Below are 19,631 nucleotides of genomic sequence, written 5' to 3'. Positions count from 1 at the left end.
TGCTTCCGCACGGCACGGCTCAGTTCCCCGCACCCTCCGTCTCCTCTCTGCGAGGTGCCCATGAGCACGACCCCTCCACCCCGGTCCGCGACATCGGACCTACGACCGGCACACGGTGAACGCGCCGCCGAGGACGGCGCGTTCGGCTGGCTGCACGCCCTCGGCCCGCGCGGCCGGCGTGCTTTCGCCGGCGCTTTCGGTGGATATGCCCTAGATTCATACGACTACTTCACCCTGCCGCTCAGCATGGTGGCGCTCGCGGCGTACTTCGGCCTGGACAGTGGCCAGACCGGCCTGTTCACCACCGTCACGCTGGTGGTCTCCGCGATCGGCGGTGCCGCGGCCGGAGTGATCGCGGACCGCGTGGGCCGGGTACGGGCCCTGATGATCACCGTGATCACGTACGCCGTCTTCACCGTGGCCTGCGGCTTCGCACCCGACTACGAGACCCTGCTGGTCTTCCGTGCCCTCCAGGGCCTCGGCTTCGGCGGCGAGTGGGCGGTCGGGGCGATCCTGGTCGCCGAGTACGCGAGCGCGAAGCACCGGGGCCGCACGCTCGGCGCGATCCAGAGTTCCTGGGCGGTCGGCTGGGCGCTCGCCGCGATCGTCTACACCCTGGTCTTCTCCTTCGCGGGCGACGACCTGGCCTGGCGGATCATGTTCTGGACCGGGGCGCTGCCCGCGCTGCTCGTGGTGTGGCTGCGCCGCCGTGTGCACGACGCACCCGCGGCGACGGCGGCCCGCGAACAGAGCCCGCAGCGCGGCTCGTTCGCGGCGATCTTCCGGCCCGGCGCGGGCGGCGAGCCCGGCCTGCTGCGCACGACGGTCTTCGCGGGCCTGCTGTCCACGGGCGTGCAGGGCGGCTACTACACGCTGGCGACCTGGGTGCCGACGTATCTGAAGACCGAGCGCGGCCTGTCCGTCGTCGGCACCGGCGGCTATCTGACCTTCCTGATCTCGGGCGCCTTCCTCGGCTACCTGACCGGCGGCTACCTCACCGACCGGCTCGGCCGGCGCCGCAACATCTGGCTGTTCGCCCTGCTCTCGGCCGTGTGCATCCTCGCGTACGCGAACATCCCGGATGGCGCCAACACCCTGCTGCTGGTCCTCGGATTCCCGCTCGGCTTCTGCATGTCGGCGATCTTCAGCGGCTTCGGCTCCTACCTCAGCGAGCTGTACCCGACGGCGGTGCGCGGCACCGGCCAGGGCTTCACGTACAACACGGGCCGCGCGGTGGGCGCGGTGTTCCCGACCCTGGTGGGCTTCCTGGCCGACAGCTGGGGCGTCGGCGGTGCTCTGGTCTTCGGTGCGATCGGCTACGCCCTCGCGGCACTGGCGCTGCTCGGGCTGCCGGAGACGCGCGGGAAGGAGCTGGCGTGACGCGGGTGAACCGTAACCGTACCGAGGACCGGCCCGTGACCCTCGTCGACGAGCACGCGCACGCGTGGCGCCCGGAAACCGCACGGGCCCGCTTCCGGGAGGGCCTGGCGGGTCCCACTGCGGGCGTCGCGGCGGGCCACACACAGGCCAATCTGATCGCGGTGCCGGCCGACTGGGCGTACGACATGCTGCTGTTCTGCCAGCGCAACCCGAAGCCCTGCCCGGTCCTGGACGTCACGGACGCGGGCTCCGTCAGCACCGTCCTCGCCCAGAACGCGGATCTGCGCACCGACCTGCCGCGCTACCGGGTGTGGCAGGACGGCGAGCTGGTCGAGGAGCCTACGGACGTGCGCGCGCACTGGCGGGACGACCTGGTGTCGTTCCTGCTCGGGTGCAGCTTCACCTTCGAGTGGGCGCTGGCCGGGGCGGGCGTCCCGATCCGGCACGTCGAGCAGGGCCGCAACGTACCGATGTACGTGACCGGCAGGCAGTGCCGCCCGGCGGGCCGGCTGCGCGGCCCGATGGTGGTGTCCATGCGTCCGGTGCCGCCGGAACACCTGCACAGCGCGATCCGGGAGAGCAGCCTGCTGCCCGCGGTGCACGGCGGTCCCGTGCACTGCGGTGACCCCTCGGCCCTGGGCATCGAGGACCTCGGCCGGCCCGACTTCGGGGACCCGGTGGACGCCGCTCCCGACGACATCCCGGTGTTCTGGGCGTGCGGGGTGACGCCGCAGGCGGCGGTGATGGCCTCCCGGCCGCCGTTCGCCCTCACCCACGCACCGGGCCAGATGTTCCTGACCGACGCCCGCGACGAGCAGTACCGCGTGGCCGGCCTCGACTGACGCCGGTCGGCAGCACCCACGACACGAGAACCGGAGACACGGAAGACCATGACCGCGATCGATCTGAACGCCGACCTCGGCGAGGGCTTCGGCCGCTGGCGGCTGACCGACGACGAGCAGCTGCTGTCCGTCGTCACCAGCGCCAACGTGGCCTGCGGGTTCCACGCCGGGGACGCGGCCACCATGCGCCGGGTGTGCGAGCTGGCCGCCGAGTGCGGGGTGACGATCGGCGCTCAGGTCTCCTACCGGGACCTCGCCGGCTTCGGGCGGCGCGGGATGGACGTGCCGCCCGCCGAGCTGGCTGCGGAAGTGGCCTACCAGATCGGCGCCCTGGAGGTGTTCGCCCGGGCGGCGGGCTCGCGCGTGGCGTACGTGAAGCCGCACGGCGCGCTCTACAACCGGGTCGTCCACGACGAGGAGCAGGCCGCGGCGGTGGTCGACGGGGTTCTCCTGGCCGACGGCTCGCTGCCGGTGCTCGGCCTGCCCGGCTCGCGGGTGCTGGAGCTGGCCGCGAAGGCGGGTCTGCCGGCCGTCACGGAGGCGTTCGCCGACCGTGCCTACACCGACGAGGGCACGCTGGTGCCGCGCGACCGGGAGGGTGCCGTGGTGACCGATCCGGACGCCGTCGTGGAGCGCTCGCTGAGCCTCGCGCGCTCCGGCGCGGTCCTCGCGCACTCCGGCGCGCGCATTCACGTGCGCGCCCGCTCGCTGTGCCTGCACGGCGACACGCCCGGTGCGGTGGAACTGGCCCGACGGGTGCGCGAGCGGCTGGTGACGGACGGCGTGCGGGTGGAGGCCTTCGCATGAGGGCGCTCCCCGTCGGCGACGACGCCCTGCTGGTGGAGCTCGCCTCGGGCGCGGAGGCGCAGGCTCTGCACGCGGAGCTGCTGCGCCGCCGCGCGGAGGGCTCCCTGGCCGTCCGCGAGATCGTCCCGGCTGCCCGCACGGTCCTGCTCGACGGCCTGGCCGACCCGGACCGTTGGGCATCCGAACTGACCTCCTCCGAAGTACCTCCGGCTCCCCCGCACGCGCGTGAGCTGATCGAGGTGCCCGTGCGCTACGACGGCCCGGACCTCGGCGAGGTCGCCGCCCACTGGAGCGTGTCCGAGCGCGAAGTGGCCCGGATTCACGCGGACACGGAGTTCACCGTGGCCTTCTGCGGGTTCGCGCCCGGCTTCGGCTACCTCACCGGGCTGCCGACCCGCTACGACGTGCCGCGCCGGGCCACGCCGCGCACGGCGGTACCGGCCGGCGCCGTTGCACTGGCAGGGTCGTACACGGGCGTGTATCCGCGCTCCTCGCCGGGCGGCTGGCAGCTCATCGGTACGACGGATGCGGTGCTGTGGGACCACGCGCGCGTGCCGGCCGCGTTGCTCGCACCGGGCACGCGCGTGCGCTTCGTACCGACGGGGGGCGCATGACCAGCCGACCGCGCCCGCGCCTGACACCCCTGAAGGGCGCATGACCAGCAGTCCGGCCGGCGCCCAGCTCCCCTGGACGGCGCATGACCAACCGCCCGCGCCGGCGCCCCGCACCCCTGGAGAGCGCATGACCGACCGCCCACGCCGGCGCCCCGCACCCCTGGAGGGCGCATGACCGACCGTGCGCTCCTCGTCGTACGCGCCGGGGCGCTGACCACCGTGCAGGACCGTGGGCGGACGGGGTACGCGCATCTCGGTGTGCCCCGCTCCGGGGCGCTCGACCCGCACGCGGCGGCCCTGGTCAACCGGCTGGCCGGCAATCCGCCGGACGCGGCCGTCCTGGAGACCACCCTCGACGGCTGTGCCCTGCGCCCCCGCTCGGCGGTGACCGTGGCGGTCGGGGGCGCGCCCTGCCCGGTCACCGTGGGCGGTCGCCCGGCGGCCTGGGGCGCGCCGGTCGTCGTACCCGCCGGCGCACTGCTGGAGGTAGGCGCGGCTGTCGCCGGCGTACGCGCTTATGTGGCCGTGTCGGGCGGCATCGCCGTGGAGCCGGTCCTCGGCAGCCGCTCCACAGACCTGCTGTCCGGCCTCGGGCCGCCGCCGCTGACGGACGGCATGGTGCTGCCGCTCGGCACCCCGACCGGCCCTCCCGCGCGCGTGGACGCCGTCCCGCAGCCGGGTCCGCCGGCCGAACTCGTGCTCCGGGTGACCCTGGGCCCGCGTGAGGACTGGTTCACGGCGCGCGCGGTCCGGGATCTCACCACGCGCGCGTACCGGGTGTCCTCGGCGAGCAACCGCATCGGCCTGCGCACCGAGGGGCCCGCCCTGGAGCGGGCCCGGACCGGCGAACTGCACAGCGAGGGCATGGTGCTCGGCGCGGTCCAGGTCCCGCCGGACGGCCGTCCGGTGGTCTTCCTGGCCGACCACCCGACCACCGGGGGCTACCCGGTGATCGCGGTGGTCGGCGCCGCCGATCTCCCGGCGGCCGCGCAGGCGGTCCCGGGCACTCCGGTGCGGTTCGTGGCGGTGCGGCGCCGCTGAGCCCCGGCGTCGGCACTGCCGCCCTCCGGCTGGTCCGGCGTCGACAGCGCGGCCAGCGCCTCGGACACCGCGGCGGACGCGTGCAGGTCCAGGCGGGAACTGGTGCCCCACGCGCGGTGCCGCAGTTCGTTGGCGGCCAGCCGCATCAGCTGCGGCAGCAGATCGGTGCACCGCCGGGCCACCCAGCCGGTACCGGCGGTGGCGAGCCACAGGAGGCTCGCCGAGCGGCTCGGGGTGGGGAACTCCGGTTCGGGCGACGGCGGCCTCCCGGTGGCCAGGCCGGCGTCGGCGAGCAGAGCGTGGAAGCGGACGGCCAGCTGCCGGTGGCCGCGCTCTCCCGGGTGCAGCCGGTCGGCGCTCCACAGGGCTCGGTCGGTGAGCCAGGTGCCCCCCGAGGCGTGCAGGTGGACGGCACCGTAGCGGTCGGACAGTGAGTGGACGACCTCGTTGACCGCCCGCTGCCGGCGGGCCAGCGGGCGGGCGAGGGCGCCCGGGAGTCCCAGCATCGCGCCGGGGTCGGGCAGGCAGGCGGTGAGCAGCGTGGTGCCCTGCCGGGTGAAGGCCGCGTACACCTCGTCGAGCCGGGTGGTCACCGCGTGGATGTCGAAGGTGTGGCGCAGCGTGTCGTTGACGCCGATGACCACGGAGACCAGGTCGGGGCGGAGTTCGAGACCGGCCGGAGTCTGCCGTTCGAGCACGTCCCGCGTCTGGGCCCCGCTGACGGCCAGGTTGGTGAACTCCACCTGCCCGGCCTCGGCGAGGCCGCCGGCCAGCAGCGCCGCCCAGCCCCGCCAGACGTCCCCGGCAGGGTCGCCCACGCCTTCGGTCAGTGAGTCCCCGAGCGCCACGAAGTGGACGGATCTCATGCCACGCCCTCACGGGCGGAGGGCCGGACCGGGGCGTCCGCACGCCTCAGCACGGTCGCGTCGTGCGCAGCCAGGAACGCCTCCACCGAGGTTCCCCACCCGAAGCACTCGGCCCGCGCGCGTGCGGCCTCCCGGCGCTCGGGCTCGGAGCGTGACAGGAGCCGCTCCACGGCGTCCGCGAAGGCGTCGGCGCGATCGGCCGCAGCCGCCCCCGCGGACCCGATCACCTCGGGCAGTGCCGAGGACGCGCTCGCCACCACGGGCGTCCCGCACGCCAGGGCCTCCAAGGCGGCCAGCCCGAAGGTCTCGGCGGGCCCGGGCGCCAGGCAGACGTCGGCGGACGCCTGGAGGGCGCCGAGCACGGCCCGGTCGGAGACGTACCCCAGGAAGGTGACCGGCAGCCCGCGCTCGCGCGCACGCTGTTCCAGCCGCGCCCGCAGCGGGCCGTCCCCGGCCACCACGAGCACCGCCCGCCGTCCGCGCCGCAGCAGCGCCTCCAGGGCGTCCAGTGCCGTGCCGGGCCGCTTCTCCACGGACAGCCGGGAGCACATCACGAGCAGCGCCTCGTCCCCGCGCGCGTGCAGGGCGCGCAGCCCCGGGTCGCGCAGGGCGGGGTGGCGCGCCATCAGGTCGACGCCGAGGGGGGCGCGTACGACGTTGCGCGCGCCGATCCGTACGAACTCGCGCTCGGCGAACTCCGTCGTGCACACGACCCGCGAGTAGACGTGCGCGGTACGGGTGTTGAGGCTGTCGGCGGTGCGGCGGGCGAGGCTCTCGGACAGGCCCCAGGTGCGCAGCACGCCGTCGGCGGTCTCGTGGGAGACCATCACGGCGGGCACGCGCGCTCGGCGGGCCCAGCGGCCGGTCCACCGCAGGGTGGTGCGGTCGGAGACCTCCAGGCGGTCCGGGGCCAGGTCCTCCAGGAGGGCGGCCACGCGCCGCTTGTCGGCCAGGACGCGGTAGCCGCCGGTGCCGGGCAGCACGGGGCCGGGCAGGGTGATGACCCGGCCCTGCTCCGTGTCACGGTCGGTGTGCCGCTCGCCCGGCACGATCAGCACCGGCTCGTGGCCTGCGGCACGGAAACCCTTGCCCAGTTCGTGCAGGGCCGTGCGCAGGCCGCCGGAGGCCGGGGTGACGAAGTTGGCCAGCCGGACGATGCGCAGGGGTGCGCCGGTCATACCGCCACCGCCGTCCTCCGTGCCGCGAGCACGTCCTGGTAGTGCGCGATCAACTGGTCGCCGACGGCGGCCCAGGTGCGCCCCTCGACCATGGCCCGCCCGGCGGCGCCGTACTGCGCCAGCAGGTTCGGATCGGAGGCCAGGGTGCGTACGGCCTCCCGTACGGCGTTCGCGTCGCGCGGCGGGACGAGCAGTCCGGTGCGGCCATGGGCGACCAGGTCGAGCGGGCCCCCGGCGGCGGGCGCGATCACCGGCACCCCGCTGGCCATGGCCTCCTGGACGGTCTGGCAGAAGGTCTCGAACGGGCCGGTGTGCACGAACAGGTCCAGCGAGGCGAAGATCCGGGCGAGTTCGCCACCGGTGCGGCGGCCCAGGAAGACCGCGCCGGGCAGGGCCTCGGTGAGGTGGGGCTGGCTGGGGCCGTCGCCGACGACCACGACCCGCACGCCCTCCAGGCCGCAGACACCGGCGAGGAGTTCGACCTGCTTCTCGGGAGCGAGCCTGCCGACGTAGCCGACGATCAGCTCGCCGTTCGGGGCCAGTTCGCGACGCAGCGCCTCGTCGCGGTGGTCCGGCCGAAAGCGGACGGTGTCCACGCCCCGCGGCCACAGCCGTACCCGGGGTACGCCGTGGGCCTCCAGGTCGTGCAGAGCGGCGCTGGACGGGGCCAGGGTGCGGTCGGCGGCGGAGTGCACGGAGCGGATCCGGCGCCAGGCGGCGGCCTCGCCGGCGCCCACGTAGGTGCGGGCGTAACCGGCCAGGTCGGTCTGGTAGACGGCGACGGCGGGGATGCCGAGCCGGGCGGCGGCGGCCATTCCGCGGACGCCGAGGATGAAGGGACTTGCCAGGTGGACGACGTCGGCACGGTGCTCTGTGAGCGCCGCGGCGAGGCGCCGGCTGGGGAGCGCGACGCGCACCTGGGGGTAGCCGGGGAGCGGGAGGGAGGGGATACGGACGACGGGGCACGGCGCCTCGAGAGCGTCGGCCTTGGTGCCGGGCGCGGTGGCCGGCGCGACGACGAGCGGGAGGTGGCCGCGATCCACGAGGTGCCGGGCGGTCTGGAGCGCGCAGTGGGCGACGCCGTTCACATCGGGGGGAAAGGATTCGGTCACTATGACGACACGCATACGGGTGTTGTCGCCGCGCAGGACGTGGCCGCGTCAACGTCGATCTTTCCGGACGGGGAACGTCCCATGAGCGTTGGGCTGCACACCCGAGCAGGTCAGACGGCCGCCATGCCCGCCTGACCTGCGAGTCACCCGATGTTCACATGACGGGCGGTCTCCCGCCCGTCATGTGCGCGTACGACGGTGCCCGGTGGGGTCAGATGGCCTGGGCGTCGGGTCCGAACCGGCTGCGGACCGCGGTCTGTACCTCGGCCTCCTCGGCCGGATCGGCGGCGAGGCGGCGGAGCCGTTCGACGACCCGGGCGTCACCGGTCTCGGCGTGCCGGGCGGCGACCTCCCGGGTGGTCTCCTCGCAGTCCCACAGGCATTCGACGGCGAAGCCGGTGGCGAAGGAGGGGTCGGTGGCGGCCAGGGCGCGTGCCGCGCGGCCGCGGAGGTGGGAGGACGCCGTCTCCCGGTAGATGTGGCGCAGTACGGGGGCCGCGCAGGCGATGCCGAGGCGTCCGGTGCCGTCGACCAGGGTCCACAGCGTGGGCGCGTCGGGGCCCTCGCCGCGTACGGCCTCGCGGAGGGCGCCGAGGACGAGGTCGCTGTCCTGGGCTCCGCCGCGACAGGCGAGCATGCGTCCGGCGGCGGCACCGAGGACGTCGGGGCGCTGGGCCCAGCGGCGCGCACGGTCGACGGCGGCGATGCTGCGCATGCGTTCGAAGGCGTCGACGGCGGCCTCCACGACGACCGTCGGTCCGTCGGCGACCGCGGCCTCGATCAGGTCGAGGGCGTCGGGGTCGTTGCTGTCGGCGAGGTAGCGCAGTGCCGTGCAGCGGGCGCCCTCGAAGCCGTTCCTGGCGGCCTCGAGGATCTCCGGCCGGTCCTCGGGGCCGGCCACGGCGACCAGACAGCGGGCGGCTGGGACATGCAGAGCCGCGCCGCGTTCGAGGCCCTGGTGGGCCCACTCGAAGACGGCTCGCACACTCCACCCGGGGCGGGGCCCGGTGGGCCGCATCTGGCGCTGCCAGCGGTCGAAGCAGCCGGTTTCCTGGGCGGCACGCACGCGCGTGGCGATCGATTCACGCGGATCCTCGGCCCACAGCCGCCAGGGCCTCGGCTCGAAGGCGTCGCGCACGGCGACTGCCAGCTCGGCCTCGCCCTCGGGGTCGGTGGCGAAGCGGGCCAGGACGGGGGCGGCGAGGGCTCGCAGGCCCGCGTCGTCGTCCCTGAGGGCCAGCTCGTCCAGCGCCCAGGCCCAGTTGGAACCGTGCGCGGCGTACCTGCGCAGCAGTTCGAGCGCGTCCCGCCTGCCGTAGGAGGCGAGGTGCCCGAGAACGGCCAGGGCGAGGCCGGTGCGGGATTCGTCCGAGTCGAGGACGTCTTCGGAGTCGAAGAGGTGGGCCTCGATGGCGTCCAGCTCGCCGTTCAGGTCGAGGTAGAGCCGGGCGTAGTAGAGGGAGCGGTTCTCCACCTGCCAGTCGTGGCGGGGGTCGCGGAGCACGCAGTGGTTCAGGGCCGCGAGCGCTTCCGCGCGCGGGGCGGTGAGCGCGTGCAGCGTGCCGTCGCCGCGGCCCCGCTGGAGCAGGCCGAGCAGCGTACCGCTGGGCGCTATGACCGGATCGAACATGGGAAACAGCCTCACATCAAGCGTCGACGCAACCGGGAAACACGCACTACCTGGCCGCGTGACACAACGTCGGAGCGCCCGCCGTCTCTTGCTTGCTGTAGACCATTTCTCTCTGCCTCTCGTCGGTGGCCCATGCGGACCGCATCACGGTCCGCGCGGTGCGGCAACACCTGCCCAGCCATCGCGTCCGTGAATCACGTCGTCATGATGACCCGCGGTGTGTGCTGCCGCGACCGTATTTCCGGCGGCCCTTTACCGCCTCCCCCGTTTTCTGTGTCGTGCCCGGTCAGGACATTCGATCAGTGTGCGCCGAACAATTCCAGGAGTTCTGTCTTGGCGAACATGCGTGCCGTGTCCACGGCCGAGGGAGTGCCCGCGGCGGGATCGGCGCCGCCCTCCAGGAGGGCCTTGATCACTTCTGTCTCACCCTTGAAGACGGCCCCCGCGAGCGGGGTCTGGCCTCGGTCGTTGATCCGGTCCGCGTCCGCGCCGCGGGCGAGCAGAGCGCGTACCGCGTCGGCGTGACCGTGGTACGCGGCGAGCATCACGAGCGAGTCACCGCGGTCGTTGGTGAGGTTGGCCGGAACGCCCGCGTCGACGTACGCCACGAGTTCCTCGGTCTGCCCCTGCCGGGCCAGATCGAAGATCTTGGTCGCCAGCTCCACGACCTCTGGGTCGGGGGCTTCGCTCATCGGCCGGACCGCCTCTCGTTACAACCGTTCAGGTGAATCGCAAGGGTACTGGCTCGCGCCTCACATGACCCGATGTGCCCGAGGTAAAGATCACTGCAGACCCCGCCGGGTGCAAGTGCCCTGCTCAACCGGCCTATGAACACTCCACCACCTGGGGGAAATGGGCTGAATTTCACCCAGTTGCACCTTTTATCGTATAGATACATCCTGTGATCCTGGAAGTACTCATGGTGACTGTCCCCTCTCGACACCAGGAGACCTCAAATGATCCTCTCCATGTCAGGCGTCGTCCTGCTCGGCATCGTCGTCTTTCTCTTCTTCCGGAAGGACGGGCTCAAGGGCTCACACGCGTGCATCTCGGCCCTGTTCGGCTTCTACCTGGCCAGCACGGCCATCGCCCCGAGCATCAAGGCCGGCGGCGAGAGCCTCGCGAGCCTCCTCGGCGGCATCAAGTTCTGACGCCCCACCACCCGCCCGTACGCACCACCAGGAGACAGCAGTGGCCCGGCGCCCTCTTCCCCGCATTCTGAGCAAAGACAGCGCGCAGATCGCCCGGACGCAGATCGCCCGGAGCCGGGAGCTGGCCCGGACGGCGGCCGACAGCGCCACCGACGTCCTCCACCCGCTGATCACCATCTCGCGCGGGCTGCGCCGGCTGGCCTCGGCCGGACGGCGCAAGTGGGCCGACACCCCCAAGGACAAGCGCGGACCGCTGCTGTTCCTGGCGTCCTCCGTGGTCCTCGTCGTGGCGCTGATGCCGTACGGGCCACTGCTCGCCGCCATCACCCTGATGGCGGCGGCGGCCTGGCAGGGTCGCGACCGCACCCCGCCGGCGCCCGAAGGGCCGGACGAGTCGCAGACCGAGCGGCTCCGGTCCCTGTACGAGGCGCTGGTGCCGTACTTCTCCACCGCCGAGGACCCGGCACCGCTGTACGCACACGGCGGGGAGTGGGAGAAGGCCTTCGAGGCACACGAGTTCGACGACGGCGGGCGCTTCGGTCACCTCGTGATCCGCTATCCCGCCTACTTCCCGGACGCCGAGCCCGCGGCCCGCGCGCGGATCGAGCAGTTGCTCACCGCCAAGGCCGGGCGGGGCCGCGAGTACCACTTCGAGTGGGACGGGGAGGGCAACCGGCTGACGGTGACCGTTCTCGCCCCGCTTCCCACCAACATCGCCGCCCAGCGCTTCGTCACCGCGCCGGGCGAGACGGTGCTCGGCTTCACCGACCCCAGCGAGGTCCAGCGCACGCTTCCCCTCTCCTACGGAGACGAACAGCGCGACGTCCCGCCGGTCGTCTGGCGCACCGGCATCCGCTCGACCGAGCCGCACCTGCTGGCCATGGGCCACCCCGGCAGCGGCACGTCGACCCTGTTGCGCTCGATCGCCCTGCAGGCGCTCCAGTACGGCGACCTGCTGATCGTCGACGGCGGCGGCACCGGCGAGTACGCGTGCCTGATCGGCCGGGACGGTGTGCTGGCCGTGGAGTGCGCGGCGGCCGGGGCGCTGGCCAGTCTGGAGTGGGCCGCGCAGGAGACCGAGCGGCGCCTGGTCGCGATCAACCGGGCGCGGCAGGCGGGCGCCCCACCGCCCGAGAACACCCGGCGCCCGCTGTGGATCCTGCTGGACCGGCCGACCGTCTTCACCCACCTCAGCGCCGCGGACGGCCGCAAGGACCCGCAGGCGCTGCTCCAGACGCCGTTGCGACACGGGCGTGCGGCGAACGTGACCGTGGTCGTGGCCGAGCAGTTCGAGAGCGCGGAGGCGTTGAGCGAGGGGGTGCGGCAGCACACGCGCGCGCGTGTCGTGCTCGGGTCTGCGACGCCTGAGCAGGTGGAGGCCGTGCTGGGGGCGCGGCCGCACACGACGACCCTGGCGCACATGTCGCCGGGGCGGGGCTATGCGCGGCTCGGTTCGGGGTCCGTGCACCGGCTTCAGGTGCCGTCGACCCCGGATCCCTACGACGATGCGACCAGCGATGCCGACCGGCAGGCGGTGCAGGAGTTGCTGCCGCCCCGGACGACTCCCGCCGTCGCCGCACAGACAGAGCCGGTCGAGGCCGAACCGCTGACCGCGGAGGCTGTGGCCGCGGAGAGCTGACGAGCGCCGCCGGCCGCGGCCGGTCTTCGCCGGACCGGCGCAGGGAACTGCGCGAGCCGCCACGACGGATCCGCAGCCGGGCGATGACACGCACCCCGACGGCGCGCAGCCGAAGCGGCCACCACGCCTACGCCACGAACGTGCGAAGGGACTCCGTACCTCCCGTCGCCCCCGACTGCACCAGCTGAGCCGCCGCGGCAAGCCGCGACGCGGCCTCCTCCGCCACCGCTCCGCCGACCGTGAACGGAAGGCGGACATAGCCCTCGAAGGCCCCGTCGACGCCGAAGCGGGGGCCCGAAGGGACCCGGACACCCACCCGCTCCCCTGCCTCGGCCAGCCTGGATCCCGAGAGGCCGCCCGCGCGGACCCACAGGGTCAGGCCGCCCCGGGGGATCTCGAACTCCCAGCCGGGCAGTTCACGGCGTACCGCGGCCACCAGGGCATCCCGGTTCTCGCGGGCCTGGGCCCGCCGCAGCTCGACCGCCTGTTCCCAGCCGCCCGTGCTGAACAGCCAGTTCACGGCCAGCTGTTCCAGCACGGGCGTGCCGAGGTCGGCGTACGCGCGGGCGGAGACCAGGCTGCGGATCACGTCCGGGGCCGCACGCACCCATCCGATCCGCAGGCCGGCCCAGAACGCCTTGCTGGCCGAGCCGACCGTGATGACGGTCGAGCCGGCCGGGTCGAAGCTGCACACCGGGCGCGGCATCCCGCCGCGCCCGAACTCCTCGTCGAGCCACAGCTCGGTCATCGTCTCGTCGGCCACGAGGACGGTCCCGGCCGAGCGGGCCGCGTCCACCAGCCGGCGCCGCTGGTCCTCGTCGGCGAGCGCGCCGGTCGGATTGTGGAAGTCGGCGACGACATAGGCGAGCCGGGGCGCGGCCTCGCGCAGGACCTGGCGCCAGCGGTCCATGTCCCAGCCGCTCAGCCCCTCGGCCATGGCGACCGGCACGAGCCGGGCGCCCGCCTCCCGCATCAGCTGGAGGATGTTGGCGTAGGACGGCGACTCGACGGCGATGCGCTCGCCGCGGCCCGCGAAGAGGTGGCAGATCGCGTCGATGGCGCCCATCGCCCCGGTCGTCACCATGATCTGCTCGGGCATGGTGGGGATCCCGCGCGCGGTGTAGCGCTCGGCGATCATCGCGCGCAGGGCCGGCAGTCCGGCCGGGTAGTCGCCGTGCGTGTGGGCGTAGGGCGGCAGCTCCTCCAGCGCGCCCTGCACGGCACGGGTGAGCCACGGCTCCGGGGCCGGCAGCGAGGCGCATCCCAGGTCGATCAGCGAGCCGAGGGCCTCCGGGGGCAGGGGCTCCAGGCCGCGTGCGGGAAGCGGGTTGCCTGCGGGCACGGCGGTCCAGCTGCCGGCGCCGCGCCGGGACTCCAGGAATCCCTCGCTGCGCAGCGCCTCGTAGGCCGCAGCGACCGTCGTACGGCTGACGGAGAGGGCGAGGGCCAGTTCACGTTCGGCGGGGAGCCGAGCAGCCACGGGCACGCGTCCTTCGAGCACGAGGAGCCGGATGCCGTCGGCCAGGGCACGGTAGGCGGGCGGACGGCGCGTGCCGGGGCCGGCCGGACGGTCCTGCTGGGAGGTGAGCTGCCGGGCGAGCTGTGCGGCCCCTACCGCTGAGGTCCACTGCGTCATGACGATCAGTCCACCTTCCCCGAATTGGCCATGGATGGGATCTCATACCAAGCCACAGAGTGTCATGCGCCAGGCCACCGCCACCACCCAGGGGGGTATGTCGTGTCCACTCCGGGCCGTCCCGTAACCACCACCAGCAGCCCCGCATCCGCTCCCAGCAGTCGGGCATCCGCTCCCGGCCGTCTCGGACGGCGTCTGTTCCAGCTGTACACAGGCCTCGCGCTCTACGGCGTGAGCTCCGCACTGCTGGTGCAGGCGGGACTCGGGCTCGAGCCCTGGAACGTCCTGCACCAGGGCCTCGCCGAACTCACCGGGCTCAGCATGGGCCTGGTACTGACGATCGTGGGGGCGGCCGTCCTGCTGCTGTGGATCCCGCTGCGCCAGCGCCCCGGGCTCGGCACCGTGTCCAACGTCCTGGTGATCGGTTTCGCGATGGACGCCACCCTGGCCGTGCTCCCGGAGGTCCACTCCCTGGCGGTCCGGGTGCCCCTGCTCCTCGCGGGCGTCGTGCTCAACGGCATGGCCACCGGCCTCTACATCTCGGCGGCCTTCGGTCCGGGCCCGCGCGACGGCCTGATGACCGGACTGCACCGGCGCACGGGCCGCTCGATCCGGCTCATCCGCACGGCCGTGGAGGTCACGGTCGTCGCGACCGGCTTCGCCCTCGGCGGCACCGTCGGCGTCGGCACCGTCCTGTACGCCCTGTCCATCGGCCCGCTCGCCCAGTTCTTCCTGCGCGTCTTCGCCGCCCCCTCGGCACCGGAGCGCAGCACAATCGTTGCCACCGGGCAACCGGAAGGGGCGATACTGCGTCCGTGACCACCGCGATACGCCACCCCTATCTCGACCACCCGGGCCCCATCGCCTTCGCCCACCGCGGCGGGGCGGCCGACGGGCTGGAGAACACCGTGGCGCAGTTCCGGCGCGCGGTCGACCTGGGCTACCGGTACATCGAGACCGACGTCCACACGACGGCGGACGGCAAGCTCGTCGCCTTCCACGACAGCACCCTCGACCGGGTCACCGACGGCGCGGGCCGTATCGCCGACCTGCCGTGGCAGGACGTGTCCCACGCGCGTGTGGGCGGGCAGGAACCCGTACCGCTCTTCGAGGAGCTGCTGGAGACCTTCCCCGAGGTCCGCTGGAACGTGGACCTCAAGGCGGAGCCGGCCCTGCGGCCCTTCCTGGAGCTGATCGAGCGCACGGACGCCTGGGACCGGGTCTGCGTGGGCTCCTTCTCCGAGGCACGGGTGCTGCGCGCGCAGCGGCTGGCCGGGCCGCGCCTGGCCACCTCGTTCGGCACCCGCGGGGTGCTCAGCCTGCGGCTGCGCTCCTGGGGGCTGCCGGCCTCGGTGCGCCGCTCCGCGGTCGCCGCCCAGGTACCAGAGGCCCAGTCGGGCGTCCCGGTGGTCGACGAGCGCTTCGTCCGCGCCGCCCACGCACGCGGGCTCCAGGTGCACGTGTGGACGATCAACGAACCGGAGCGGATGCACCGGCTCCTGGACCTGGGTGTCGATGGCATCATGACCGATCACATCGACACGTTGCGCAAGGTCATGGAGGACCGCGGCGTCTGGGTCTGAGCGCCCGGGGCGACCGGGCCGCGCCTTCGCACGGCACTTCAGCGGGGAAGCGAGGGCACGGGTGGGCACCGACACCGTGCGGACACAGACGGCCGAGGAGGCCGCTGGACTGCGGCGCGAGCAACACGGCTGGTACGTCTACGACTGGGCGTGCTCGGTCTATTCGACGACCGTTCTCACCGTCTTCCTGGGCCCGTACCTCACCTCGGTCGCCGAGAAGGCGGCGGACGCCGACGGCTATGTGCACCCGCTGGGGGTGCCGGTCCGTGCGGGCTCCTTCTTCGCCTACTCGGTGTCCCTGTCGGTGATCGTGGCCGTCGTGCTGATGCCTCTGGTGGGCGCGGCGGCGGACCGGACCGGCCGGAAGAAACCCCTGCTCGCGGCGGCGGCGTACACCGGCGCGGCCGCGACGACGGGCATGTTCTTCCTGGACGGCGACCGCTATCTGCTCGGCGGCGTGCTCCTCGTGGCGGCCAACGCGGCGCAGTCCGTGGGGATGATGCTCTACAACTCCTACCTGCCGCAGATCGCCCCGCCCGAGGAGCGCGACGCGGTCTCCTCCCGGGGCTGGGCCTTCGGCTACGCGGCGGGCTCCCTGGTCCTCGTGGCCAACCTCGTCCTGTATTCGGCGCACGACTCCTTCGGCCTCTCCGAGACCGCCGCGGTCCGGGTCTGCCTGGCCTCGGCCGGACTGTGGTGGGGCGCCTTCACACTCGTACCGCTGCGCCGGCTGCGCGACCGGCAGGCGCGCGTGGAGCGTGCGCGTGCCACCTCCCCTGGGCTGCGGCAGCTCGCGGCGACCGTCCGGGACATGCGCCGGCACCCGCTGACGCTCGCCTTCCTGCTGGCGTACCTCGTCTACAACGACGGCATCCAGACGGTGATCTCCCAGGCCTCGGTCTACGGCTCCGAGGAACTGGGGCTCGGGCAGTCGACCCTCATCGTGGCGGTGCTGCTGGTGCAGGTGCTGGCAGTGGCGGGCGCGCTCGCGATGGGGCGGCTGGCCCGGACCTACGGGGCCAAGCGGACGATTCTCGGTTCACTCGTGGCCTGGACGGTCACGCTGGGGGCCGGCTACTTCCTGCCGGCCGGGGTTCCGGTGTGGTTCTTCGTGCTGGCCGCCGGGATCGGGCTGGTCCTCGGCGGCAGCCAGGCGCTGTCCCGATCGCTCTTCTCCCACCTCGTGCCGCCGGGCAAGGAGGCCGAGTACTTCTCGGCGTACGAGATGAGCGACCGGGGGATGAGCTGGCTCGGGCCGCTGCTGTTCGGCGTGACCTACCAGCTGACCGGAAGCTACCGCTCCGCGATCATCTCGCTGGTGGCCTTCTTCGTCATCGGCTTCGCCCTGCTCGCGCGGGTTCCGGTGCGACGCGCGATCGACGAGGCGGGCAACCCGGTTCCGGACAGGATTTAGCGCTCAGCGCGAAAGGGCGGTAGTGTACGCGTTTGGCCTGCCAGGCGGACCGTTACTGCGCGTCAAAGATGCCGAAACGCTGGGTGACATCTGCTAGCAGATGTGACAAACCGGGCGCTGGTGGGTACAACAAGGGGCGGCTACGACGGCGACGCACGACCCGGAACGGGACCCGGAACGGGAATCTTTACCGCCGACCGGACGTTGACCGGATGACGACGACAGCGACACCTGTCCTGTGGGCGACAAGCCCGGGAGGCACGATTCATGAGTGAGCGAGCTCTTCGCGGTACGCGCCTCGTAGTGACCAGCTACGAGACGGACCGCGGTATCGACCTGGCTCCGCGCCAGGCCGTGGAGTACGCATGTGAGAAGGGGCACCGTTTCGAGATGCCCTTCTCGGTCGAGGCGGAGATCCCGCCGGAGTGGGAGTGCAAGGTCTGCGGGGCCCAGGCACTCCTCGTTGACGGCGACGGCCCGGAAGAGAAGAAGGCCAAGCCCGCGCGTACCCATTGGGACATGCTGATGGAGCGGCGCACCCGTGAGGAACTCGAAGAGGTCCTCGAGGAGCGCCTGGCGGTTCTGCGCTCGGGGGCGATGAACATCGCTGTTCACCCGCGCGACAGCCGCAAGAGCGCGTAGCGCGAGACACACGAAACCGCGGGCGCCGTACGTGAAGACGTACGGCGCCCGCGGTTTCGTGCTGCCCGGAGAAGGATTTTTGCTGCCCGGAGACAGCCTCGGCTCAGCGGGGCTCAGCGGGGCTCAGCGCGTCAGCGGCGGCCACTGCTCCCCCGGCTCGGACCTGTCCTCCCTGATCACCTCGCCCTGCACCACCTTCCCGTCGGGGCGGTGGATGCGGACCTGCTGGAACGCGTCGCCGAGGCTGCCCGGGGCCGCCTGGCGGAGCCTCCTGTCCAGGGTGCGCTCCGCGTAGCGGCTCACAGCCTTCTGGACCGGCGGGAGCAGCAGGAGCAGGCCGGCCGCGTCGGAGATCAGACCCGGGATGATCAGCAGCAGGCCGCCGAGCATCATCAGGCCGTTGCCGTTGCCGTTGCCGTTGCCGCTCGTCGGCGAGCCGCCGCGCTGCAGCGCCTCGTTGAGTTTCTGGAAGGCGCGCCGGCCCGCTCGTTTGATCACCACGGACCCGGCGACGAGGCCCGCCACCAGGAGCAGGAACACGGTGAGGCCGCCCGCCGCACCGGCGACCTGGATCAGCAGCCAGATCTCCAGCACCAGCCACGCGGCGATCCCCAGCGGCAGGTACCTGCGCAGCCGGGAACGCCGGGGCCGGGCGGTGGACGGAGAAGTGGGAGCACCAGTCGTCATGCCCCCAGTGTGCCTGGACACGGCTCAGCGCGGGATAAGGGGCCGATCAGCCACAGCTGCGACCCGAGGCCGCGAAGCGGCCGCTAGGCCTGCTTGCCCTTGCCCGTGAGCTTGCCGACGCGGTCGCCGACGCCCCAGGCGGTGACCCGCCACAGCGCCTCGACCACGATGTTGCGGCTCATCTTGGAGTCGCCGAGTTCGCGCTCCACGAAGGTGATGGGCACCTCGACCACGTGGTAGCCGGCCTTGACCGCCCGGCGGGCCAGGTCGACCTGGAAGCAGTAGCCCTGCGAGGCGACCTCGGTCAGGCCCAGGCCCTCCAGGGTCTCGCGGCGGAAGGCGCGATAGCCGCCGGTGATGTCGCGCAGTGGCAGGTCGAGGGCGAGGCGGGAGTAGAGGCTGCCGCCGCGGGAGATGAACTCGCGGGACTTGGGCCAGTTCACGACCCGGCCGCCGGGCACCCAGCGCGAGCCGAGCACCAGGTCGGCGCCCTTGAGGGCGGTGAGCAGACGGGGCAGTTCCTCGGGCTGGTGGGAGCCGTCGGCGTCCATCTCGACCAGCACGCCGTAGCCGTGCTCCAGACCCCAGCGGAAGCCCGCGAGGTAGGCGGCGCCCAGGCCCTCCTTGCCCTTGCGGTGCAATACCTGGACGTGGTCGTCCTCGGCGGCCAGTTCGTCGGCGAGCTTGCCCGTGCCGTCCGGGCTGTTGTCGTCCGCCACCAGGACGTGCACCTCGGGGACGGCCCTGCGCACCCGGCCGACGATGGTCTTGATGTTCTCCGCCTCGTTGTAGGTCGGGATGATCACCAAGGCCTTGCCGAGCGGACCGAACTGCCTCCCCTGGGCCTTGGCCGCGAGGGTCCCGTCGCCGTCGTTCACTGCTGCCCCTTCATGTCGTACACAGACGTCCACCATAGTGGCCGCGGCCTGGGATGACGCGACTGCTCGTTCGTACGGTGGTGTCGATTCCTCAAGAGTGGGGTAAGAATGCGCTTTTCGGCATCTTCGTCCCACGACGGATGGGGGCCCGGCGCCCTTCGGGCCGACCTGGGACCCGCCGGCTGCGGGTCGACCTGAAGCCGTTGTCTACTGAGCGCCCGGGCCCCACCCGGGTCACACCTTGCCGACCGGCCGGAACGTTCCCTCGTCGGCGCGGGCGCTGAGCCTGGCTCCCAGTGACGGTGCCCCGGTGCGGCACACCGTCCCTGACCCAGCGGCGCTGCGACGCGTGCGAACACTCCCCGGTAGGGCGTCCGGTGGTGGACTCGGCCGAACCTACCGGCCCCCGGCCGTCGACTGTCAACAGCCGTCTGACCTGCGCCGAAGCCCTCCCGTGCGGGGTGAGCGCGGAGGATGCGCAGGTGGGGCGACGCGGCAGCGGGGAACGATCGCCACCGCGCCACCCCGGGA

The 19,631-nt window shown here is 73.0% G+C and carries 19 protein-coding genes; 11 read left to right on the top strand and 8 right to left on the bottom strand.

Features of this window, described 5'->3' with window-relative positions:
* Nucleotides 1-60 precede the first annotated feature (60 nt).
* The 5 genes from ABZ471_RS23305 to ABZ471_RS23285 all read left to right on the top strand — a co-directional run bounded on the left by ABZ471_RS23305 (nt 61) and on the right by ABZ471_RS23285 (nt 4,684).
* Nucleotides 61-1,380 (top strand): MFS transporter, encoded by a 1,320-nt coding sequence (locus ABZ471_RS23305; protein WP_359068712.1) that lies wholly within the window; start codon nt 61-63, stop codon nt 1,378-1,380.
* Nucleotides 1,377-2,222, top strand: a complete 846-nt coding sequence (locus ABZ471_RS23300; protein ID WP_359068711.1) for a putative hydro-lyase — start codon at nt 1,377-1,379, stop codon at nt 2,220-2,222. The genes ABZ471_RS23305 and ABZ471_RS23300 overlap by 4 nt, the downstream gene beginning before the upstream one ends.
* A 48-nt stretch (nt 2,223-2,270) precedes the next feature.
* A complete protein-coding gene (locus ABZ471_RS23295; protein ID WP_359068710.1) occupies nt 2,271-3,029 on the top strand; it encodes a 5-oxoprolinase subunit PxpA in 759 nt (252 codons plus the stop codon).
* Nucleotides 3,026-3,643, top strand: coding sequence for a 5-oxoprolinase subunit PxpB (gene pxpB, locus ABZ471_RS23290; RefSeq protein WP_359068709.1), 618 nt, complete (start codon nt 3,026-3,028; stop codon nt 3,641-3,643). Before ABZ471_RS23295 ends, pxpB begins: the two co-directional genes overlap by 4 nt.
* A gap of 171 nt (nt 3,644-3,814) precedes the next feature.
* On the top strand, nt 3,815-4,684 hold the full coding sequence (locus tag ABZ471_RS23285) for a biotin-dependent carboxyltransferase family protein (RefSeq protein WP_359068708.1): 870 nt from the start codon (nt 3,815-3,817) through the stop codon (nt 4,682-4,684).
* Here the strand turns inward: ABZ471_RS23285 and ABZ471_RS23280 are convergent.
* The 5 genes from ABZ471_RS23280 to ABZ471_RS23260 all read right to left on the bottom strand — a co-directional run bounded on the left by ABZ471_RS23280 (nt 4,585) and on the right by ABZ471_RS23260 (nt 10,162).
* Nucleotides 4,585-5,550 (bottom strand): SGNH/GDSL hydrolase family protein, encoded by a 966-nt coding sequence (locus ABZ471_RS23280; protein WP_359068707.1) that lies wholly within the window; start codon nt 5,548-5,550, stop codon nt 4,585-4,587. The genes ABZ471_RS23285 and ABZ471_RS23280 overlap by 100 nt on opposite strands.
* The gene (locus ABZ471_RS23275; RefSeq protein ID WP_359068706.1) at nt 5,547-6,728 is read right to left on the bottom strand and encodes a glycosyltransferase; all 1,182 of its coding nucleotides are present in this window, start codon (nt 6,726-6,728) and stop codon (nt 5,547-5,549) included. Before ABZ471_RS23275 ends, ABZ471_RS23280 begins: the two co-directional genes overlap by 4 nt.
* The gene (locus ABZ471_RS23270) at nt 6,725-7,855 is read right to left on the bottom strand and encodes a glycosyltransferase family 1 protein (RefSeq protein ID WP_359068705.1); all 1,131 of its coding nucleotides are present in this window, start codon (nt 7,853-7,855) and stop codon (nt 6,725-6,727) included. Before ABZ471_RS23270 ends, ABZ471_RS23275 begins: the two co-directional genes overlap by 4 nt.
* Before the next feature lie 196 nt (nt 7,856-8,051).
* Nucleotides 8,052-9,470, bottom strand: a complete 1,419-nt coding sequence (locus tag ABZ471_RS23265) for a HEAT repeat domain-containing protein (RefSeq protein ID WP_359068704.1) — start codon at nt 9,468-9,470, stop codon at nt 8,052-8,054.
* A 299-nt stretch (nt 9,471-9,769) separates the two neighbouring features.
* On the bottom strand, nt 9,770-10,162 hold the full coding sequence (locus tag ABZ471_RS23260; RefSeq protein WP_359068703.1) for an ankyrin repeat domain-containing protein: 393 nt from the start codon (nt 10,160-10,162) through the stop codon (nt 9,770-9,772).
* Nucleotides 10,163-10,426: 264 nt separating this feature from the next.
* On the opposite strand from ABZ471_RS23260, the gene ABZ471_RS23255 reads away from it, so the two are divergent.
* Together ABZ471_RS23255 and ABZ471_RS23250 are read left to right on the top strand one after the other, a co-directional pair.
* Nucleotides 10,427-10,621, top strand: coding sequence for a hypothetical protein (locus ABZ471_RS23255; RefSeq protein WP_359068702.1), 195 nt, complete (start codon nt 10,427-10,429; stop codon nt 10,619-10,621).
* Between the two features lie 40 nt (nt 10,622-10,661).
* Nucleotides 10,662-12,260 (top strand): ABC transporter ATP-binding protein, encoded by a 1,599-nt coding sequence (locus ABZ471_RS23250; RefSeq protein ID WP_359068701.1) that lies wholly within the window; start codon nt 10,662-10,664, stop codon nt 12,258-12,260.
* Nucleotides 12,261-12,387: 127 nt separating this feature from the next.
* Here ABZ471_RS23250 and ABZ471_RS23245 read toward each other — a convergent pair whose 3' ends face one another.
* Nucleotides 12,388-13,896 carry a PLP-dependent aminotransferase family protein gene (locus ABZ471_RS23245; protein ID WP_359068700.1) on the bottom strand — a complete coding sequence of 503 codons (1,509 nt, stop codon included), beginning with the start codon at nt 13,894-13,896 and terminating at the stop codon, nt 12,388-12,390.
* Between the two features lie 24 nt (nt 13,897-13,920).
* Between ABZ471_RS23245 and ABZ471_RS23240 the strand changes: the two genes are divergently transcribed.
* The 4 genes from ABZ471_RS23240 (at nt 13,921) to ABZ471_RS23225 (ending at nt 17,535) form a co-directional block, all read left to right on the top strand.
* The gene (locus tag ABZ471_RS23240) at nt 13,921-14,715 is read left to right on the top strand and encodes a hypothetical protein (RefSeq protein WP_359068699.1); all 795 of its coding nucleotides are present in this window, start codon (nt 13,921-13,923) and stop codon (nt 14,713-14,715) included.
* Complete coding sequence (locus ABZ471_RS23235; RefSeq protein WP_359068698.1) at nt 14,712-15,479, top strand: glycerophosphodiester phosphodiesterase; 768 nt, start codon at nt 14,712-14,714, stop codon at nt 15,477-15,479. The genes ABZ471_RS23240 and ABZ471_RS23235 overlap by 4 nt, the downstream gene beginning before the upstream one ends.
* A gap of 61 nt (nt 15,480-15,540) precedes the next feature.
* The gene (locus ABZ471_RS23230; protein ID WP_359068697.1) at nt 15,541-16,893 is read left to right on the top strand and encodes an MFS transporter; all 1,353 of its coding nucleotides are present in this window, start codon (nt 15,541-15,543) and stop codon (nt 16,891-16,893) included.
* 267 nt (nt 16,894-17,160) lie between these two features.
* Nucleotides 17,161-17,535: an RNA polymerase-binding protein RbpA gene (locus tag ABZ471_RS23225; RefSeq protein WP_003977404.1), complete on the top strand. Its 375-nt coding sequence runs from the start codon at nt 17,161-17,163 to the stop codon at nt 17,533-17,535.
* Nucleotides 17,536-17,658: 123 nt separating this feature from the next.
* Here the strand turns inward: ABZ471_RS23225 and fxsA are convergent, their stop codons facing one another.
* Complete coding sequence (gene fxsA, locus ABZ471_RS23220; protein WP_359068696.1) at nt 17,659-18,222, bottom strand: FxsA family membrane protein; 564 nt, start codon at nt 18,220-18,222, stop codon at nt 17,659-17,661.
* 83 nt (nt 18,223-18,305) lie between these two features.
* Nucleotides 18,306-19,100 (bottom strand): polyprenol monophosphomannose synthase, encoded by a 795-nt coding sequence (locus ABZ471_RS23215; protein WP_359068695.1) that lies wholly within the window; start codon nt 19,098-19,100, stop codon nt 18,306-18,308.
* Nucleotides 19,101-19,631 lie beyond the last annotated feature (531 nt).

This window comes from Streptomyces sp. NPDC005728 (genome assembly GCF_040630895.1).
GTDB lineage: Bacteria > Actinomycetota > Actinomycetes > Streptomycetales > Streptomycetaceae > Streptomyces.
The sequence above is the reverse complement of the archived record's forward strand: the minus strand, read 5'-3'. Positions and strand labels throughout refer to the sequence as shown.

Excerpts from the sequence above, each read along its gene's own strand:
- fxsA (WP_359068696.1), bottom strand. The coding sequence starts at position 18,222 with ATGACGACTGGTGCTCCCACTTCTCCGTCCACCGCCCGGCCCCGGCGT.
- ABZ471_RS23265 (WP_359068704.1), bottom strand. The coding sequence starts at position 9,470 with ATGTTCGATCCGGTCATAGCGCCCAGCGGTACGCTGCTCGGCCTGCTC.
- ABZ471_RS23270 (WP_359068705.1), bottom strand. The coding sequence starts at position 7,855 with ATGCGTGTCGTCATAGTGACCGAATCCTTTCCCCCCGATGTGAACGGC.
- ABZ471_RS23260 (WP_359068703.1), bottom strand. The coding sequence starts at position 10,162 with ATGAGCGAAGCCCCCGACCCAGAGGTCGTGGAGCTGGCGACCAAGATC.
- ABZ471_RS23225 (WP_003977404.1), top strand. The coding sequence starts at position 17,161 with ATGAGTGAGCGAGCTCTTCGCGGTACGCGCCTCGTAGTGACCAGCTAC.
- pxpB (WP_359068709.1), top strand. The coding sequence starts at position 3,026 with ATGAGGGCGCTCCCCGTCGGCGACGACGCCCTGCTGGTGGAGCTCGCC.
- ABZ471_RS23295 (WP_359068710.1), top strand. The coding sequence starts at position 2,271 with ATGACCGCGATCGATCTGAACGCCGACCTCGGCGAGGGCTTCGGCCGC.
- ABZ471_RS23285 (WP_359068708.1), top strand. The coding sequence starts at position 3,815 with ATGACCGACCGTGCGCTCCTCGTCGTACGCGCCGGGGCGCTGACCACC.
- ABZ471_RS23245 (WP_359068700.1), bottom strand. The coding sequence starts at position 13,896 with ATGACGCAGTGGACCTCAGCGGTAGGGGCCGCACAGCTCGCCCGGCAG.
- ABZ471_RS23255 (WP_359068702.1), top strand. The coding sequence starts at position 10,427 with ATGATCCTCTCCATGTCAGGCGTCGTCCTGCTCGGCATCGTCGTCTTT.
- ABZ471_RS23280 (WP_359068707.1), bottom strand. The coding sequence starts at position 5,550 with ATGAGATCCGTCCACTTCGTGGCGCTCGGGGACTCACTGACCGAAGGC.
- ABZ471_RS23305 (WP_359068712.1), top strand. The coding sequence starts at position 61 with ATGAGCACGACCCCTCCACCCCGGTCCGCGACATCGGACCTACGACCG.
- ABZ471_RS23275 (WP_359068706.1), bottom strand. The coding sequence starts at position 6,728 with ATGACCGGCGCACCCCTGCGCATCGTCCGGCTGGCCAACTTCGTCACC.